This is a genomic window from Chitinophaga sp. 10T418 (assembly GCF_056394125.1).
In genome coordinates this window covers 253,586-272,519 of sequence record NZ_JBFTHG010000006.1, presented here as the reverse complement: position 1 = coordinate 272,519, position 18,934 = coordinate 253,586, and the positions used below count along the sequence as shown (strand labels likewise).

The window sequence follows — 18,934 nt, the reverse complement described above, 5'->3', positions numbered from 1 at the left end:
AACGGTATTTTATCTGTTGTTAAAAATAGAGAACTATGCAAATAGAAAAATATAAAATAGACGAACATAATGATTCATTGCTGGCAGGCCATCAACGTGCATTTGATTACCTCTCCGGAGAAATTAAAAATGTGCCGGAGGTCCTGCAGCAGTTAGCTGCTTTCCAGGTCGGCATCCCCAGTTGGGCACTCGGCACGGGCGGCACCCGCTTTGGCCGTTTCCCCGGTGGTGGCGAACCCCGCAACCTGGAAGAAAAAATAAGCGACGTTGGACTATTACATCAGCTGAACCAATCCAGCGGCTCCATCTCCCTGCATATTCCCTGGGATGTACCGGATAACCCGGCACACATAAAAGCGGTGGCTGCGCAACATGGTCTCCGCTTCGATGCCATGAATTCCAATACCTTCCAGGATCAGCCGGGGCAGCAGCATAGCTATAAATTTGGTTCACTGCAGCATGTCAATAAAGATGTCCGCAAACAAGCAATTGAACATAACATCGAAGTGATTCAGCACGGCGTGGCACTGGGCTCTGATGCCTTGTCCATCTGGCTTTCTGATGGCTCCTGTTTTCCCGGGCAGCTGAATTTCCGCCATGCTTTCGAGAACACCCTCGAAGGACTGCAGGAAATTTATGCCGCCTTACCAGACAACTGGAAAGTGTTTGTAGAATACAAAGCAGCAGAACCTAACTTCTATTCCACTACAGTGGGCGACTGGGGGCAGTCGCTCCTGTATGCCAGTAAACTGGGCCCTAAAGCCTATTCCCTGGTAGATCTGGGACATCACCTGCCTAATGCGAACATCGAACAGATCGTTTCCCTGTTGCTGATGGAAGGTAAACTGGGTGGCTTCCATTTCAATGATTCCAAATTTGGTGATGATGATCTCACCGTAGGCAGCATCAAACCGTATCAGCTGTTTCTTATCTTTAATGAGCTGGTGGAAGGAATGGATGCAAGAGGGATGAACCACAATACAGATCTGGCGTGGATGATAGATGCTTCTCACAATTTGAAAGATCCGCTGGAAGACCTGTTGCAATCAGTAGAAGCTATTATGATCAGTTATGCGCAGGCACTGCTGGTAGACCGAAAAAAATTATATGCAGCACAACAAAATAATGATGTGGTAACTGCACAGGAAATATTGCAACAGGCATTCCGTACCGATGTCCGTGCCCTGGTGGCTGCCGCCAGAATGCAGACAGGTGGTGCGTTGAATCCATTAGCCTTGTATCGTTCAGAGAAAGCGAGAGATCAGTTGATCCGCGAAAGAGGATTAAGAACAATGGCGACCGGACTGTAATTTTAAAAATGTTTATGAGCGAAATTCCCGTTATAGCCATCTTTGATGTTGGTAAAACCAATAAGAAACTGTTTCTCTTTGATGAACAGTATCGTATCATCTTTGAGCGGACAGCACGTTTTACGGAAACTGTGGATGAAGATGGAGCGCCCTGTGAAAACCTGGAAAGCCTTCGCCTCTCTGTGTTTGATTCTTTGAGAGAAGTATTCCGCAGAAAGGAGGTGGTGATCAAAGCCATTAATTTTTCTACCTATGGCGCCAGTTTGGTGTATATAGATGAAGAAGGGCGCCCATTAACTCCTTTGTACAACTACCTGAAAGAATATCCTGCTGCACTGCAGGAACAGTTTTATAATACTTATGGTGGAGAGAAAACCTTCTCTGTACAAACTGCTTCGCCCGTGCTGGGCAGCCTCAATTCCGGTATGCAGTTGTACCGGCTGAAGTATACGCAGCCGGATATTTACCGGCAGGTAAAGTACGCGCTGCATTTGCCGCAGTATATGAGCTACCTGCTCTCCGGCGTTGCCTGCTCAGATATTACCAGCATCGGCTGCCACACTAATTTCTGGGATTTTCAACAGCATAACTATCATATGTGGGTAATAAAGGAAGGGGTGCTGGAAAAGCTGGCGCCCTTATTACCTTCCAACGAAGTAATGCCCGCTGCATTTCCCGGTAATAACTACGCAATAGGTACCGGTTTGCACGACAGCTCTGCTGCGTTGATTCCTTACCTGGTTAACTTTTACGAACCTTTTATTTTAATCTCCACCGGCACCTGGTGCATCAGCTTCAACCCGTTTAATGATACACCGCTTACCGATGAAGAACTGGCTGCCGACTGTTTATGCTATATGACCTTCCAGGGTAAGCCCGTAAAGGCTTCCCGCCTGTTTGCCGGCTATGAACATGAGCAACAGGTAAAGCGTATTGCAACACATTTCAATCAGCATACCGGTCATTACCGCAATATTGATTTTGATAGCCGCATCATCCGCCTGCTGAAAGAACGGAACAAACAGGACCATGCGCTGCTACCACCTGATCCAAAACTACTGCAGGCTTCTGTATTTGGACAAAGAGACCTGCATACATTTTCATCTGATACCGAGGCCTATCATCAGCTGATGTTAGACATTGCCCGGCAGCAATATATAGCCACTCAAAGAGTATTAAACGGCTCTTCCGTAAAACGTATATTCGTTGACGGTGGGTTCAGTAAAAATGCCATTTACATGAATCTACTGGCTGCGCTTTTCCCGGAGATAGAGATCTTTGCTGCGTCTATGGCGCAGGCTACTGCCATGGGAGCTGCACTCGCTATCCACTCATCATGGAATAGTAAACCATTGCCCAACGATCTGATAGAATTGAAGTATTATTCGGTGACGCATGATGTATCTTTATAAAGATTTGCTTATTATTACTATCAAGAAATAATACTATGCGTGCCCTCTTTATTTTCCTCCTCAGCTTTGTTGCCATACCAGCCTATGCACAAAATGTAATGCCTTTGTACACCGGACTTCCACCGGGTGGTATTGCTTCCCCTGATGAAGAAATAACAGATAAAGAGAATAACCGTGCACTTACCAGCATAGCTACGCTTACTGCTTACCTACCTCCCAAAGAAAAAGCCACCGGTACAGCCGTATTGATTTGTCCGGGTGGCGCCTATGCATGGGTAGTGCTGCAAAAAGAAGGATTGAATATTGCAGAATTTTTTGTGAAGCAAGGTATTGCGGCCTTCGTATTAAAATACCGTTTGCCGTCTGATAAGATCATGACGGACAAAAGCAGCGGGCCTTTGCAGGATGCGCAGGAAGCCCTGAAAATGATCCGGTCACATGCAAAAGAATGGAATATCGACAATAGCAGGGTGGGTATTATGGGCTTTTCTGCCGGAGGCCACCTGGCATCTACAGTAGGAACGCATTTTGATCGCCCCGTGTTGGCTGCTAATGCAGGGCTCAATCTTCGCCCGGATTTTATGATCCTGGTATACCCGGTGATCAGCATGGAAAAGAACCTCACTCATGCTGGCTCCCGCAAGCGTTTATTAGGCGATTTTCCGGACGAGTTAACCGTTAAATATTATTCCAATGACCGGCAGGTAACGCCACAAACGCCACCCACCTTGTTGTTTCATACCAGCGATGACAAGGTAGTAGACGTAGACAACACGCTGTTGTTTTACCAGACATTGCGCCACCAGCATGTGCCAGCTGAAATGCATATTTACCCCGAAGGGGATCATGGGTTTGTACTCAAACTGCCGGTAGAAGTATGGATGCAGACCGTGATGAAATGGCTTGGCCGCAGCGGTATGCTGAATACCGATAATCCTTTGTTACAGGGAGGTACAGGACAGTTATACTAATACAGTTTTCTATTTTGAGTTTGTTTAGCTATCGCCTGTTATAAACAGGGAGGGTGCCGTTGTGTATAACGGACAACACTAAACGGAATTTCACGGACTATACATGAATCATTTTATGCTACGAAAAATACCTGGATATCCAGCTGCGCTATTCTTACTACTTTCAGTAGCATCCACTGCCAGTGCGCAGAAAGCTGCTTTGCAGCAAGGATTTGTTACGCCTCCGGATAGCATTAAGCCAAGCGTGTACTGGTATTGGATGAGTGATAATATTTCGCAGGAAGGTGTGAGGAAAGATATTGAAGCCATGGCGAAAGTAGGCATAGGCCGTGCTTTCATCGGGAATATCGGTTATCCGAAAGAAGAAGTGCCTTATGGAAAAGTAAAATTGTTTTCAGACGAATGGTGGAAGGTGACCCGTACAGCCATCAGCGCTGCCTCCAAAAACGGGATAGACATTGGCTTATTCAACAGCCCCGGCTGGAGCCAGAGTGGCGGTCCCTGGATCAAACCCTCACAGTCGATGCGTTACCTTACTGCCGGTGATGAAATAAACGTACAGGGGCCCCGTCAACTTTCACAGCCAGCGCCCAACATCGCAGATTTTCAGACCGTAGCGGTGTTGGCTTTTCCCGTACCCGCAGGAGATGGGGATGATATTGGCCAACATGCACCGGTACTCAGCTCCAATGCCGGCTTTGCACACATCGAAAACCTGGTGGACGGTAATACCACCGAAGAAGTAGTGGTGTCAGCACCAGTGAGCCGACCTGGCCCTGCTACCATAGACATTGCCGTGAAAGCGGATTTCACCGCGAGAAGCCTGATCATTTATCCTGCTGCCCGTCCTTTCAAAGCACAGTTTGAGTTACAGGTAAAAGAAGGTGACACCTGGCATAGCGTAAAAGTATTTGAACTGGATCGTAGCAACCCTGCACCCAATGTAGGTTTTAAGCCCTATGCTCCGGTAGCTGTTTCTTTTAAAGCCATCACCGGCAGGCAATTCAGGCTGCTGATCAGTGACGGACATCCGGCATTGGCGGAGATAAGGTTGCTGGCCGCCCCACGTATAGAACGTTTCGAAGAAAAACAGTTAGCTAAAATGTTCCAGACACCTTTGCCTTTATGGAACGAATACCAGTGGCCGCAACAGCCGTCTGTAGATGGTCAGGGGGGAATCATCGATCCTGCTAAAGTCATTAATCTCACTAAAGACTTATTGTCCAACGGCACCCTTAACTGGAATGTTCCTGCAGGTAACTGGATCGTAGTGCGCTATGGCATGCTGCCCACCGGTGTTACCAATGGTCCGGCTTCTAAAGAAGGCATAGGGCTGGAAATAGATAAGATCAGCGATACCTGGTCACAATATCACTATGATTCTTTTGTGGGAAAAATCCGCAACAGCATACCGGCAGCGGAACGTACCGCCCTGAAATGGGTAGTGGCAGATAGCTACGAAACGGGGTCGCAGAACTGGACAGATGATATGGCCACAGACTTTGCACAACAATATGGTTATGATCCTTTGCCCTGGCTGCCGGTATTATCAGGCAGGGTAGTGGGGGCGGCAGATCAGTCGGACCGTTTCCTATGGGATCTGCGCCGCCTGATTGCAGATCGCGTAGCTTATAAATATGTGGCCGGTTTACGTAAGGCAAGTCATAAAGACGGATTGAAGCTGTGGCTGGAAAACTATGGCCATTGGGGTTTCCCTTCTGAATTCCTGAAGTATGGTGGGCAGTCGGACGAAATTGGTGGTGAATTCTGGAATGAAGGTACTTTGGGAGATATTGAATGCCGCGCCGCTTCTTCCGCTGCGCATATCTACGGTAAAACAAAGGTGGCTGCGGAATCTTTCACCGCCGGAGGCCAGGCATTTGTGCGCTATCCGGCGTTGCTGAAACGCCGTGGTGACTGGTCTTTCACGGAAGGTATTAATCATACGCTGTTACATGTATTCATCACGCAACCATACGAAGACCTGAATCCCGGTGTGAACGCCGGCTTCGGAACAGAGTTTAACCGCAAGAATACCTGGTTTTACCAGGGCAAAGCTTTTGTAGATTATATCAGGAGATGTAACTACCTCCTGCAACAAGGCCGGGCCGTTAATGATGTGGCGTATTTCATCGGAGAAGATGCCCCTAAAATGACCGGCATCAGGAATCCGGAATTGCCCAAAGGCTATTCTTATGATTACATCAATGCAGAGGTAATCATGAACCGGGTGCAGGTAAAAGAAGGTAAGCTGGTATTGCCGGATGGCATGAGCTATCGCTTATTGGTACTGCCACAACTGGAAACGATGCGGCCGGAGCTGCTGCAAAAAATCGCGCAACTGGTAAAGCAGGGCGCCACCATTCTCGGCCCTGTGCCGCAACGCTCGCCCAGCTTACAGCATTACCCGGAAGCAGATGAAGAGGTGCGCCAACTGGCAGCCACTTTATGGGGCAACGACCAGCTACGGCAGCGCAAATACGGCAATGGGCAGGTGCTCAGCGGTATGGGCATGGAAGAGGCTTTACATATCCTAAAGTTGCAGGCAGATGTAGCGGACTTACCAGCACAGGTGCTTTATACCCATCGCTCCACACCGGAAGGAGAATTGTATTTCATTACTAATCAGTCAGCCACTGATATTAGCTTGTCGCCCGCTTTCCGCGTAACGGGTAAACAGCCGGAATGGTGGGATGCTGTTACCGGCGACATCCGTGACTTGCCGGCATTTAAAGAGAAAGATAAAAATACCGTAGTGCCGTTAGCGTTAGCACCTTACCAAAGTGGTTTTGTGATGTTTCGTAAAAAAGCTACCGCGTCCAACAGCAGTAAGACTAATTTCCCTGCACCTACTTTATTACAGGAGTTAAACGCACCCTGGCAGGTACGCTTTGATACTGCTCAACGAGGCCCCGCCCAACCGGTGGTCTTCGATCAGCTGACCGACTGGAGTAAGAGTTCGAATGAACAGATCCGTAATTATTCCGGTACAGCAGTATATGAAACTACTTTTATGGCAGATGAATTACCGGTGGGAGCCACGCTATACCTCGATATTGGTAACGTGAGTGTGATGGCCACCGTGAAGTTGAATGGGGTGGAACTCGGTACAGTATGGACACCACCTTATCGTGTCAGCTTAAAAAATGTGCTTAAAAAAGGAGCTAACAAACTGGAAATAGCGGTCGTCAATACCTGGGTAAATCGTCTGATAGGAGATAGTAAACTACCTGCTGCGTCACGCAAAACGTGGAGTAACGTAAATCCCTATACGCCGGAATCTGCGTACCAACCGGCCGGATTATCAGGGCCTGTAAAACTGATAGGGGTAACCTATTAATTTCACCAACATGAATGATATCACATGAAAATATATACCTGGTTCCTGCTTGCAAATATTTTCCTGTTGGATGATATATCCGCCCAGGCTCAGTTGCCACCGGTGTTTGACAGCATACGTTTGGCCATGGTTCAAACAACGCCTACTGTGCGGCGATACTTATCTCCCGAAAAAATTATATGGCAAACAGCCAATACCGGTAGCAGCATAACCAATGCTGCACGTTTCCTGCTACCCGGCAACGGACAAGCCGACCTGGCGAATCAAAATATGTGTGTGCTGAAAAGCAGTGCCACCGAACATCCTGGCATTCTGTTCGACTTTGGCAAAGAGCTGCACGGCGGCCTGCAACTGGTCACCGGCATGTATAAAAGTGGTAAGCCGGTGAAACTGCGGGTACGCTTCGGAGAATCCGTGAGTGAAGCCATGAGCGATATTGAACCCGGCAAGAATGCCACCAACGACCACGCTATACGCGATATGATCGTGGAAGTACCCTGGCTGGGCAAACTGGAGGTGGGCAATACTGGTTTCCGTTTTGTTCGGATCGATTTGCTGGATGATAATGCAGAACTGCAACTCAAAGAAGTAAGGGCCATTTTCGTTTACAGAGATCTCCCTTATCTCGGCTCCTTCAAATGCAGTGATACCTTGCTCAACCAGATCTGGCTGACTGGCGCCTATACCGTTCACCTCAATATGCAGGACTATTTATGGGACGGTATTAAGCGCGACCGCCTCGTATGGATTGGCGACATGCACCCCGAAACGTCTACCATCAGCGCTGTATTCGGATATAATGAAGTGGTGACTAAGAGCCTGGACTTGTCGCGGGATATTACCCCACTGCCCCAATACATGAACGGCATGGTGTCGTATTCTATGTGGTGGGTGCTTATTCAGCGGGATTGGTATCAACACACCGGCAACCTGGTTTATCTGCAACAACAGGCCGCCTATCTGAAAGGCTTGCTGGATCATTTATCTGAAAAAATTGATAGTAATAACAGTGAGGACTTGCAGGACGGCACCCGCTTCCTGGACTGGCCTTCCAGCGAAAATAAACCCGGCATACATGCCGGGTTGCAGGCTATGATGATCATGACACTGGATGCTGGTGCGGCGCTGAGCAAGGTGTTAGACGATATGGCCACTGTGAAAAAATGTGAAGCTGCCATTGCCCGCCTGAAAAAGAATGTGCCCGATGCGAATGGTTCCAAACAGGCCGCTGCCTTGCTGGCTTTATCAGGTCTGGTGCCTGCAGAAAAAATCAACCAGGATATTTTATCCGTTGGCGGTGTAAAGGATTATTCTACTTTTTACGGTTATTATATGCTGCAGGCAAAAGCCAAAGCAGGAGACTACCAGGGAGGGCTAAACGATATTCGCGCCTATTGGGGAGCGATGCTAAAACTGGGAGCTACTACTTTCTGGGAAGATTTTAACATGGACTGGCTTCCCAATGCTTCCCGCATTGATGCCTTGGTGCAACCCGGGCAAAAAGATATTCATGGGGATTATGGTGCTTACTGCTATAAGGGGTTCCGCCATAGCTTATGCCATGGATGGGCCTCCGGGCCTACTCCCTGGCTAACCGAACATGTACTGGGCATCTCTGTAATTGCACCCGGTTGTAAAGTGATTAAGGTAGCACCACATCTGGGTGATCTTCAATATGCCGAAGGCACGTTTCCTACACCATATGGTATTGTAACGGTGAAGCATACACGTCTGGCTAGTGGGAAAATAAAATCAGATATCAAAGCACCTGCGCAGGTGAAAATTATAAGGGAGTAAATTTTTTTTCTTAACGTGGTCTATAGCAGCTCCAGGTTACCGGAGCTGCTTTTTTATGATTGCCGCAAGCGGATATTTGTACTGGAAAAATTTAATCAGGCGTGTATAAACTCGCTCAGGTCCACATCCGGTATATCAAAATCTTTCTTATGCCGGATAATATCCGGATGGAGATATAATTTATAATCTTTGATCACAAAAGGATTGTCGGGATCTGTTTCATCCGGATTGGCATCACTGATCTTCAGCGTTTGTTTGATTTCTTTCAGCGCATTCTGTAACCTTACGGCATTGAGTTGGGCCAGGGGCAACTGCCATTGAAATTGATGGGTATGATCAATAGAGATAGGGACCCATACGCTTTTGGCGGTAGACACGTTGAGATCTCTGTCAAAAAAAAGTACATCTTCTATGGTGATCAAATCGGCCTGTATGCCGGCTTCCTCATCAGGTAGCAATACTTTGCCATAACCGCCGATGCTGAAAATGCTCAGTGGTCTTTTATCAGCCAGTATTTTTTTCAGTTGGATCATGAATTCCGGCAGGGAGCTGAAAGGTATTTCTATAATATCATCCAGGCGTATATACGTAGGCGTTAGTAGTTCGTGACGGATCGTAATCGCCAATACCCGCTCAAGGTCTTCAAATACAGTATCGGGTATTGGCGCACCTTTTTGGAGGGCTTGTATTGTTGGATATCCTTCCGGGGCATCTTCATAAAAGTACCAGGTATTATGATAGCCACTGTCCGGGAAATCAACATGTTTCATGATGAGGTAKTTTGGTAAGGTGCAAGAGAACAAATATAGCGCTTTTGCAGCTCGACACCTCATTGTGATAACAATAACCGCAGGTTCCTGTTAAGCTCACCCACTTTGGATCCCAGGGGTTCAAAGAAATCCCTGTCAAATTTCTCTACCACTTTGATGGCCTGCCTGGCCATCTTTTCGCCGGCTTCTGTTAAAGCCACGGTTTTAGCCCGGGTGTCTGTAGGATGCTCCTTTCTTTGCAGTAATCCTTTCGTTTGGAGGGTACGAAGTACCGTGGAAGTAGTCATCGGATCTATTTTGGAATGAGCCGAGAGCAGGATCTGGGTCACCGGTTCGTTTTGCTGCATCAGCCACATGGTACTGGCCAGCAGCACAAACTGTGAATGTGTGAGATCATATTTCTCCAGGGCTTTCCTGATCTCTCTTTGCCACAAACTGGTGACCTGCCACAACAGGAAGCCCGGACTTTCCTCCGCCGACTCTACGCTAAAAGCATTATCGTCTTTTTTCATCTTGCTTTTTTTGCAAAAATAATTATAGTTTGCTGGCTACCCGCACCTGGTTCTGCATTTCTTCGGGTAAATGATTTACGATATCCTGCGCTACTATTTTCTTCCACAAAAAGCCCAGTACACCGGATACTTTCATGGTTACGGTCAACTTCAATCCTTCTGGAGTATCCTCAAAAGTATGCTCCCCGTACATTTTGGCTAAAGGGAAGTGGGTGAGGTCCACAAACTTTCTGTTGGGAACGGTTTCATATAATTCGATTTTAATTTTTGGACCTTTCTTAGGCTTCAGCAGAAAATGATTTCCCTTTTCAAATTTGCCGTCCAGTTTGGCATATTCAATACCGTTATCCCAGGTATGCCAGTTGTTAACGTCTGCAAACAGCTTCCACATTTGTTCTTTGGTAGCTTCTTTAGTAACGAGGGTGTGAGATTGTGACCACATAAAATTTGTTTTTAGAATTAATAATGATTTTATAAGTGCAAATATAATAAGTGTGCTTAGTATAGCAAAATAAATTATTACAAGATAAGAATGTGATTCTTTCTTGCCCCTTATTGTCTTACTGATGGCTCTTGTTGCTGCTGTATTTGCTGCTGAAACCCGCCCATGGCCTGGATCAGGTAATAGCTATACCTGCGGATGCTCCCATGGCCCCCGGTAGGGTCGCTGTAAAAGTGCGGTGGCAGCAGGATCATTGGTAATAATCCTTTTATGTGGGTCATAAACCACTGGTCGGCCGGTTTGCAGGGAAATATTAGCGAGAATGCAGCTGGCAGTGGATATATGTCCTTCTTCAATATCCGCCACTGGCCGGCCGCCATTTTTGATGGCACCCAGGAAATTGAGCATATGCAGTCGCGTGGCAGGAGCGGCGTTCAGCTCTATGGCTGGTTCTGTAACGTCTTCAGGATATTTCTCTTTTTCATATACCACATCTTTATGTATAGGTGTACCATTACCTTCTGGTATAAAGTCGTAAGACATGGTGCTGGCAGCGAGGGTACCTTTTTCTCCGTACAACTTAAAAGACCACGGATATTTAGGATCTGCCGGCGTGCCCCAGCTGCGGTGCTGCCATACACAGTTGAGTCCCTCGTACTCGAAAATGGCGGACTGCGTATCTGTTATATTTGATTTGCCTTCCTTTTGTACATAAATGCCGCCGGTAGAACTGATACGTCTGGGCCAGCCCAGTTGCAGCATCCAGCGTACCGTGTCGAACATATGCACGCACATATCGCCCATAATACCATTGCCATATTCCATGAAGGTGCGCCACCAGCGAACATGCGGTAATCCATCGTAAGGCCGCAGGGGAGCGGGCCCCGTCCACATATCGTAGTCAAAATACGCTGGCACTGCCTGCAATGGCGGGTTGCCGTTGTTACGCATATGATAGTAGCAACACATTTCTACATGTGATACTTTACCCAGCAAGCCGGCATCTACAATATTCTTTTTTGCTTCGATCAGGTGAGGAGTACTTTTTCGTTGTGTACCTACCTGTACTACCCGGTTGTATTTGCGCGCAGCCGCTACCATGGCTTCTCCCTCTATCACATCTACACTGATGGGCTTTTGGACATACACATGTGCGCCGGCCTGAAGGGCCGCGATGGTTTGTAAAGCATGCCAGTGATCCGGTGTACCTATTAACACAATGTCCAGCTCATTTTCGGACAACAGTTTGCGATAATCTGTATATAGCCGGGGCGTTGCACCGGAAGCCTGCCTTTTACGTACCATTTCACCAGCCTCCTGCAGCATGTTTTTATCAGCATCGCATAGGGCTACTACTTTTACCGGTGCTACCTGTATCAGCCGGAATAAATCGCTTTTGCCGTACCAGCCGGTGCCTATCAGGGCTACCCGAAATGGTTTGTCTGGATTGATGAAATCGAGTGCGCTGGCGCCTATCGCAGAAAGAGCGAGGGTGGCCGTGGCCCCTTTCAGAAAGCGGCGACGGTTAATGTTAAAGTGGTCCATATCGTGGAATTAATTAAAACGGAAAATGGGTTCCCTGTTCAACAGGAAAATGGTTTAACCGAAAGAAAGATAATAATTCAGGCGAAGAAATTATAGCCCACAGATAATATTAATAATACCAGCTCCTGCCCGTTGAACTCCTTTCTAAGGATGGCCAGTGCCTTACCCATATGTTTTTCTACGGTATTAACGGAGATGCCTAATCGTTCTGCAATTCCTTTATTGGTCAGCAATTCAAAACGACTCAGTTCAAATACTTCCCGGCATTTTTCCGGCATCTGTCCCAAGGTTTGACGGAAGCGTAATTCAAGTGCTTTACCATCGATCGTAGGCTGTATAGTATGATGAGTGAGCTGTGTAGCGGCAATGTTGGCATGATGCGCTTCATGTATCAGCCGGTTGCGGAATTCGTTGAGGATGCGGTTTTTGAGACTGGTAAGCAGGTATGCTTTTACAGACTGATGGGGATCTAACAGTTGCCGGCGTTCATAGAAGCGGACAAACACCTCCTGCACCGCATCATCTGCCGCAGCCCTTGACAGTAGCCTTTTATGAGCAGTGCGATACATCACATCTATATAACGTTGGTACAGCGTTTTGAAAGCAGCTTCATCATCCTGCTTCATCGCTGCCAGCAGTTGCTCATCAGGTAAGTCAGCATATATCACATTGAAATCAGTCATTATTCACATCGATGTTACAGGTTCACGCATGAAAAGTATTTAAAAAAAATGAGAAATCGAATTATTGCCGGTATTCACGGCCTGAAAAATATTTCGAGTTAGGATGGCGGTAAAGTCATTCTGATGTGTTTACATAGAAAGACATCCACCTTATGAACGCAAAAAAATTGGCCGACCTCCTGAAAAAGTACCAGGACGGCCAGTGTACGGAAGAGGAGCGTTACCTCGTAGAGAAGTTCTATCAGGGCTTCGATGCTGATGAGGATCAGTTGCCTGGCAGCAATAACATGCAGCCGGCCTACGATGCGCTGTATGAGCAGGTTTTAAATAAGATAAAAGAAACGCCGGTCATCCGGAAACGTGTATTTACATTCCGACGGCTGGCCGCCGCAGCTGCTGTATTGGTGCTGTGTGTGGGCGCTGCATGCTATTTTTTACTGCCAGATAAGATAGTAGAGGAAAAGACGGTTGCAGGACAAACAGAAAAAGTAAAAAAGCACTTTATCAAACTGCCGGATGGAAGCTCTGTATTACTGAATGCTCACAGTGAACTAAAGTATCCGTCGGTATTTCCCGGTGATACCCGTGAAGTATACCTTATCGGAGAAGCGTATTTCGATGTTACTGCCAATAGCCGCCAGCCTTTTATTGTACATACCGGCAACGTAGCCACCACCGTGCTGGGTACAGTGTTTAATGTAAAAGCATTGCCCGGCGATAAATCAGTAACCGTGACCGTAGAAAAAGGAAAGGTAAAGGTAGAAGCAGACGGCAAACCGTTGGGCATAATAGGGTCCAATCAGCAGATTGCTGTTGACCAGGCCGCCGCGGGATATGAGAAAAATGATATGGTAAATGTAGTACCGGTAGTCAACTGGGTGAAAGAAGATCTCGTATTTAACAACGTTACCTACGAAGAAGCCGCCAAAGTATTGATGGAACAATATGGTATCACCATTGTCTTCCACCAGTCTCATTTGCAGCATTGCCGCTTCACGACCTCTTTTAAAAACCAGTCATCGCTGGAAGATATTCTTGCCGTACTCTGTGCATTCAATCAGTCAACCTATAGTATCAGGGATAGTATTGTCACCATCAGCGGCGGAAATTGTCAATAATATTAAAAGAACAGGTATGCCACCATAATCACCTATACATTAAAAAAGCAACCCTGGCTGCTACCAGGATTGCTTAACAGGTCTTAAATACTTATGTAGAACACTTAAAACCAATTGCAATTTATGCAAAAATTTACTCTTTTGCCTGGTGCAAAAGCACAGGGTCATGCCCCGTGCCTGCATAGGAAAGTGGTTATCAACCAACGAATACTGAAGCTTTTTATGAGATTAAATGTAATTGCTGCGGTCATTACTTTTACCAGCACACAATTGCTGATGGCAGCTCCGGGCAAGGGGCAAACCATGGCTAAGACGATGGTTACACTGAGTGTGGAGCATGAGTCGCTCAAAACGGCCCTGTCACGCATAGAACGCCTGGCAGAAGTACGTTTTATCTATACCCAGGAGCAGGTGGCTGTGTTCAATAACATCAGCATACCTAAAGGTACCCGTACCATAGCAGAACAGCTGGATCTGCTGCTGTCGGGAACGCCACTGCATTACCGGGTAGTGAACGACCACTTTATTATTTATAACGCGTTAAGCGAAACACCTGCCACCGGCACTGAAACAACGATAAAGGAAGAAGGTGTTATCCGTGGTAAGATAACGGATGCTAAAGGTGAGCCTGTTGTTGGAGCTACGGTACATTTGTCCGGTACTTCTCATGGCGCTACTACCAACACAGAAGGCATATTTGTGATCAAAGGACTGAAAGAAGGTAGTTACACTGTTACTGCATCTTCTATTGGTTTTGAAAAAGCCGCTAAAACAGTTACCCTCAGCGGTAAGGAAGCAGTAGTGAACCTTTCGCTGCCTGATGGCCTGAACCCACTCAACGAAGTAGTAGTGGTGGCCTATGGTACCCAGAAGCGTTCCAGCTTCACCGGTTCTGCCGCAACGCTGAAGGCAGACGCGTTTCAGGGCTCCCCGAGGGCTTCTGTGCAGGAAAATCTGCAGGGAAATGTAGCGGGCGTGATGGCGACCAGTGGTACCGGTCAGCCAGGCGCAGCGCCGGATATCCGTGTAAGGGGAGTAGGCTCCGTGAACGCCGGTAGCTCTCCGCTGTATGTGGTAGATGGTATTCCATTGGCCGCTACCAGCGTTAGCAGCCTGAATAGCGCCGATATCGAAAGCTTTACTGTGTTGAAAGATGCGGCGGCCGCCTCCATTTATGGCTCCCGCGCAGCAAATGGTGTAGTAGTTATCACCACTAAAAAAGGGAAAAGCGGTAAAACAAAATTCAATGCTTCTTCCCAGTTTGGATTCAATAAAGTAACTCTAAATAAAGATCTCTATCCACTGAACACCACAGAGATGATAGAATTGTTGAGAGAAGGAGTGAAGAATGCAGGCAAAGACGAAAACTATTTCCAGTCTGAACTTAAAACAGCCGGTATTGATACCACCGTAAATACAGACTGGTTTGATGTGCTGACCCGCAACGGCCAGTTCCAGCAATACGATCTCTCTGCCAGCGGCGGAACAGATAAAACCACTTTCTATGGTTCCGGCAGTTACTATACCAGCAAGGCGGCATTGGAAGGCAGTGAATTTAAACGTGCCACCGGTAACTTTAAACTCAGCAATAAGGCCACCGATAAATTATCCTTCAAATTAGGTGTACAGCTGAGTTACCGCCAGCGTCGTGAGCAATCTGATGCAGGATCCAATGGTAACCCGGTACGCATGTACAAACGCTATATGCCCTGGCTGCGCGTGTTTGGTACAGATGGAACTTACGACCTCAGCTACCTGAATAAATATAATCCGTTGGCCATAGTTAAAGAAAACTGGAATATGCGGTCCGACTACGGTGCTGTAGGAAACGCCAGCGCAAAATATGATTTCACAAAATCGCTCAGCCTGGAAAACCAGTCCAGCATCGATTTCAATTATAATGATGTACAGGTATTTTATAAAGGCGGCATTGGCACTGCACGTAGCAATGGCGGCGAAGCCTCTTATTCTACCTATAAAACATTCAATTGGGTAAACACCAGTATTCTCCGCTTTAATAAAGACTTTGGCGAACATGGTGTAAACGCTTACCTGGGTTATGAAGCACAGAAAGTAAGTGCAGGTGGTAACAATGCTGGAGCACAGAATTTCCTGCCAGGCACCTATACCATGGACAATGCCGCTATTGCTACAGCAGCAGGATCCAACGTAACGGCTAATTCCCTCAATTCATTTTTTGCCAACGCCGGTTATAACTTTAAATCCCGCTACTACCTGAGTGCTTCCATGCGCCGCGATGGCTCCTCCCGTTTCGGCAGTGCAAAAAGATTTGGTAATTTCTGGTCAGTAGGTGCCTCCTGGAATATAGCAGATGAAGCATTTATGAAATCCATACGTGCCGTATCAGAACTGCGCATCCGCACCAGCTATGGTGTAAATGGTAACCAGGATATCGGTGATTTTGTTTCCCGTGCATTGTATAGCAGCACAGATTATAATCAAAGCCCCGGCTACTATTTTTCAAGATACGGCAACAGCAACCTGACCTGGGAAAAAAACAAACCATTTAACGTGGGGCTCGACTTTGGCTTGTTGGCAAATCGTATAACCGGTACCGTAGAATACTACACCCGTAAAACAACCGACCTTTTGCTGGATATGCCGATTTCTGCGACCAATGGTCTCAGCAGCCTGTATGCGAATGTGGGTGAGATGAAAAACAGTGGATGGGAATTCCAGGTAAATTCACAGAACATTGTATCCCATAACCAGGGCTTCACCTGGAATACCAGCTTTAATATCTCTACTTTAAAGAACGAAGTAACCGCATTGAATAGTCCTATCCTTTCTGATATCTACGATCGCCATGTAGGCGGTGATTTTTACCAGATCTATGTGAAAGGATATGCCGGTGTAGATCCTAAAACCGGAGAATCCCTCTGGTATACGGATGCCACTAAAACCAAGACCACTAACGTATATGGTAATGCAGTACAATATGATCAGGGTAGTGCTTTGCCTAAGTTCTTCGGAGGCTTAACCAACACCTTCAGTTATAAAGGCATCTCTTTAAGCTGCCTGGTATTCTTTAATTATGGTAACAAAGTATATGACAACTGGGGATCTAATGCGAATGGCGATGGGGCCTCTCCATTGAATGGTGCTTCCAGTTTACCAAGGTATACGTATCTGCACCGTTGGCAGAAAGAAGGTGATATCACCGATGTACCCAAGGTAGTATATAAAGGCACGCAATCTGGTGGCTATAGCTCTACCCGTTTCCTTTACAGTGGTAACTATATCCGTTTACGCGATGTATCTCTCTCTTACGACCTGCCTGCATACATGATGAAAGCCGCGCACATGGGCGGTATAAGAGTATATGCCAAAGCAAGTAACCTGTTCACTTATGTAGAAGATAAACGCATGAATTTCGATCCGGAAGTAGGTATAGATGGTCAGGCGGATCAGAATGCGCCGATTTATAAAACAGTGGTGCTGGGAATCGATATCAGGTTTTAATCTTCAAATTCAACTAACATGAAAAAGTCAATATACATATATGCCATAGCGGGTTTGCTGATATCGGCATCCTGCAAAAAAAGTTTCCTGGAAATAGATCCACAGCAGCAAACGGATGCTGACCTGGCGATTAAAGACCTGCCCGGAACACGCGCCGCCATCACTGGCACCTACTCCCTGATGCAGGCAGTTACTTATTATGGCCGCCATTCTGTAGTGCTGCCGGACCTGTTAAGTGATAACGTGTTTGTGAGCAGTGTAAACCAGAAACGTTACCTGAGTTACGATCAATACATTGTTACCGTGACCGATGGCGTAGCCAGTGATTTGTGGAAACAGCTGTACCGTGTTGTAGTAAATGCTAATCTGCTCATCAGCAAAGCAGAGGCAAATGATTATCCGGATCTGGATAAAGCAGAAGCACAGTTTATTATCGGCGAGGCTTACGCGCTGCGTGCCCTGGCTTATTTTGACCTGATGCGCTTTTATGCCATGCCTTATAATTACACCGCCGATGGTTCTCACCTGGGTGTGCCGCTGGTGATAAAAAGTGGTATCGACAACACACAGATCATCGCTCCTAAAAGGAATACTGCTAAAGAAGTATATGCGCAGATCATTGCAGACTTGAATAAGTCGATGACGCTGATGACAAAATCCCCTGTTGGTTTTAAATCATCCATGCGTGGCAGGATGAGCTACTATGGCGCGGAAGCACTGTTGTCCAGGGTGCAGCTGTATAAGGGCGATTGGGTAGCTGCCGATTCACTGGCAACAGATGTGATTCAAAAAGGAGGATACTCCCTGCTGCCGCGTGCAACTATGGCCGATGATTCCAGGAAGCAGAACAGCACGGAATCTATCTTCGAAATCCAGTACAACATTCTGGATAACCTGGACAGTGATGCCCTGGTGAATTTCTACTGGCAGTCCGGCAGCTATGGCGATGGACTGGCAACAGAAGATTTGTATAAAATGTATACTGCTACAGATGCAAGACGTGCTTTCGTTACTAAAGGTTCCCGCAAGAACGGTGAGAACCCCGCTTACCTGATCACGAAGTATACAAATAATACCAGTTATGAGGAGCCGGTAAGAGTGATCCGCCTCGCAGAAGTATACCTGATACGTGCCGAAGCGCGTGCTAACCAGGGTATGGATGGACTGGCAGCAGCAGATGTTGACGTGGTTGCTGGTCGTGCAGATGCCAACTGGACAGCTACTACCGCCACCGGTGATGTGCTGAAAACCATAGTGCTTAATGAACGCCGCAAGGAGCTTGCTTTTGAAGGCCATCGTTTATTTGACCTTACCCGTAATAAACTGAGTTTTACCAAATATCTTTCCGGCAGAAGTATTGCCATTGATAAAACAGATAATAGAACGATCCTGCCTATTCCGCAGTCAGAAATGAATGCGAATAAGAACATGGAGCAGAATGATGCTTATAAGGTGCAGTAAACAATCAAAAAGCAACAGAAAAGAGGTCATCCGCTTGTTGCGGATGGCCTCTTTCATTTATATCAGATGATAGCAAAAAAGTATGATTTA

General features: G+C 46.8%; 13 protein-coding genes. 8 read left to right on the top strand and 5 right to left on the bottom strand.

What is annotated here, in order from left to right; genetic code table 11:
* Positions 1–35: 35 nt before the first annotated feature.
* The 5 genes from AC1DCV_RS19335 to AC1DCV_RS19315 all read left to right on the top strand — a co-directional run bounded on the left by AC1DCV_RS19335 (position 36) and on the right by AC1DCV_RS19315 (position 8,830).
* Positions 36–1,310: a sugar isomerase gene (locus AC1DCV_RS19335; protein ID WP_477024689.1), complete on the top strand. Its 1,275-nt coding sequence runs from the start codon at positions 36–38 to the stop codon at positions 1,308–1,310.
* Between the two features lie 14 nt (positions 1,311–1,324).
* Positions 1,325–2,722 carry an FGGY-family carbohydrate kinase gene (locus AC1DCV_RS19330; RefSeq protein WP_477024688.1) on the top strand — a complete coding sequence of 466 codons (1,398 nt, stop codon included), beginning with the start codon at positions 1,325–1,327 and terminating at the stop codon, positions 2,720–2,722.
* 35 nt (positions 2,723–2,757) lie between these two features.
* Positions 2,758–3,693, top strand: a complete 936-nt coding sequence (locus AC1DCV_RS19325) for an alpha/beta hydrolase (RefSeq protein WP_477024687.1) — start codon at positions 2,758–2,760, stop codon at positions 3,691–3,693.
* Between the two features lie 115 nt (positions 3,694–3,808).
* Positions 3,809–7,033, top strand: coding sequence for a glycosyl hydrolase (locus AC1DCV_RS19320; protein ID WP_477024686.1), 3,225 nt, complete (start codon positions 3,809–3,811; stop codon positions 7,031–7,033).
* Positions 7,034–7,057: 24 nt separating this feature from the next.
* Positions 7,058–8,830: an alpha-L-rhamnosidase-related protein gene (locus AC1DCV_RS19315; RefSeq protein WP_477024685.1), complete on the top strand. Its 1,773-nt coding sequence runs from the start codon at positions 7,058–7,060 to the stop codon at positions 8,828–8,830.
* Positions 8,831–8,925: 95 nt separating this feature from the next.
* Here the strand turns inward: AC1DCV_RS19315 and AC1DCV_RS19310 are convergent, their stop codons facing one another.
* From AC1DCV_RS19310 to AC1DCV_RS19290, 5 genes are all read right to left on the bottom strand, one after another.
* Positions 8,926–9,600 (bottom strand): hypothetical protein, encoded by a 675-nt coding sequence (locus tag AC1DCV_RS19310; RefSeq protein WP_477024684.1) that lies wholly within the window; start codon positions 9,598–9,600, stop codon positions 8,926–8,928.
* Positions 9,601–9,659: 59 nt separating this feature from the next.
* Entirely contained in the window at positions 9,660–10,112 is a 453-nt protein-coding gene (locus AC1DCV_RS19305) for a MarR family winged helix-turn-helix transcriptional regulator (protein WP_477024683.1), read from the bottom strand.
* A gap of 22 nt (positions 10,113–10,134) precedes the next feature.
* A complete protein-coding gene (locus AC1DCV_RS19300; protein ID WP_477024682.1) occupies positions 10,135–10,554 on the bottom strand; it encodes an SRPBCC family protein in 420 nt (139 codons plus the stop codon).
* 186 nt (positions 10,555–10,740) lie between these two features.
* Positions 10,741–12,099 (bottom strand): Gfo/Idh/MocA family oxidoreductase, encoded by a 1,359-nt coding sequence (locus AC1DCV_RS19295; RefSeq protein WP_477024681.1) that lies wholly within the window; start codon positions 12,097–12,099, stop codon positions 10,741–10,743.
* 77 nt (positions 12,100–12,176) lie between these two features.
* Complete coding sequence (locus AC1DCV_RS19290) at positions 12,177–12,782, bottom strand: RNA polymerase sigma-70 factor (RefSeq protein ID WP_477024680.1); 606 nt, start codon at positions 12,780–12,782, stop codon at positions 12,177–12,179.
* 152 nt (positions 12,783–12,934) lie between these two features.
* Between AC1DCV_RS19290 and AC1DCV_RS19285 the strand changes: the two genes are divergently transcribed.
* From AC1DCV_RS19285 to AC1DCV_RS19275, 3 genes are all read left to right on the top strand, one after another.
* The gene (locus AC1DCV_RS19285; protein WP_477024679.1) at positions 12,935–13,900 is read left to right on the top strand and encodes a FecR family protein; all 966 of its coding nucleotides are present in this window, start codon (positions 12,935–12,937) and stop codon (positions 13,898–13,900) included.
* 222 nt (positions 13,901–14,122) lie between these two features.
* Positions 14,123–17,383 (top strand): SusC/RagA family TonB-linked outer membrane protein, encoded by a 3,261-nt coding sequence (locus tag AC1DCV_RS19280; protein WP_477024678.1) that lies wholly within the window; start codon positions 14,123–14,125, stop codon positions 17,381–17,383.
* An 18-nt stretch (positions 17,384–17,401) separates the two neighbouring features.
* Complete coding sequence (locus tag AC1DCV_RS19275; RefSeq protein ID WP_477024677.1) at positions 17,402–18,844, top strand: RagB/SusD family nutrient uptake outer membrane protein; 1,443 nt, start codon at positions 17,402–17,404, stop codon at positions 18,842–18,844.
* Positions 18,845–18,934: the final 90 nt, after the last annotated feature.

Excerpts from the sequence above, each read along its gene's own strand:
- AC1DCV_RS19335 (WP_477024689.1), top strand. The coding sequence starts at position 36 with ATGCAAATAGAAAAATATAAAATAGACGAACATAATGATTCATTGCTG.
- AC1DCV_RS19330 (WP_477024688.1), top strand. The coding sequence starts at position 1,325 with ATGAGCGAAATTCCCGTTATAGCCATCTTTGATGTTGGTAAAACCAAT.
- AC1DCV_RS19325 (WP_477024687.1), top strand. The coding sequence starts at position 2,758 with ATGCGTGCCCTCTTTATTTTCCTCCTCAGCTTTGTTGCCATACCAGCC.
- AC1DCV_RS19320 (WP_477024686.1), top strand. The coding sequence starts at position 3,809 with ATGCTACGAAAAATACCTGGATATCCAGCTGCGCTATTCTTACTACTT.
- AC1DCV_RS19315 (WP_477024685.1), top strand. The coding sequence starts at position 7,058 with ATGAAAATATATACCTGGTTCCTGCTTGCAAATATTTTCCTGTTGGAT.
- AC1DCV_RS19310 (WP_477024684.1), bottom strand. The coding sequence starts at position 9,600 with ATGAAACATGTTGATTTCCCGGACAGTGGCTATCATAATACCTGGTAC.
- AC1DCV_RS19305 (WP_477024683.1), bottom strand. The coding sequence starts at position 10,112 with ATGAAAAAAGACGATAATGCTTTTAGCGTAGAGTCGGCGGAGGAAAGT.
- AC1DCV_RS19300 (WP_477024682.1), bottom strand. The coding sequence starts at position 10,554 with ATGTGGTCACAATCTCACACCCTCGTTACTAAAGAAGCTACCAAAGAA.
- AC1DCV_RS19295 (WP_477024681.1), bottom strand. The coding sequence starts at position 12,099 with ATGGACCACTTTAACATTAACCGTCGCCGCTTTCTGAAAGGGGCCACG.
- AC1DCV_RS19290 (WP_477024680.1), bottom strand. The coding sequence starts at position 12,782 with ATGACTGATTTCAATGTGATATATGCTGACTTACCTGATGAGCAACTG.
- AC1DCV_RS19285 (WP_477024679.1), top strand. The coding sequence starts at position 12,935 with ATGAACGCAAAAAAATTGGCCGACCTCCTGAAAAAGTACCAGGACGGC.
- AC1DCV_RS19280 (WP_477024678.1), top strand. The coding sequence starts at position 14,123 with ATGAGATTAAATGTAATTGCTGCGGTCATTACTTTTACCAGCACACAA.
- AC1DCV_RS19275 (WP_477024677.1), top strand. The coding sequence starts at position 17,402 with ATGAAAAAGTCAATATACATATATGCCATAGCGGGTTTGCTGATATCG.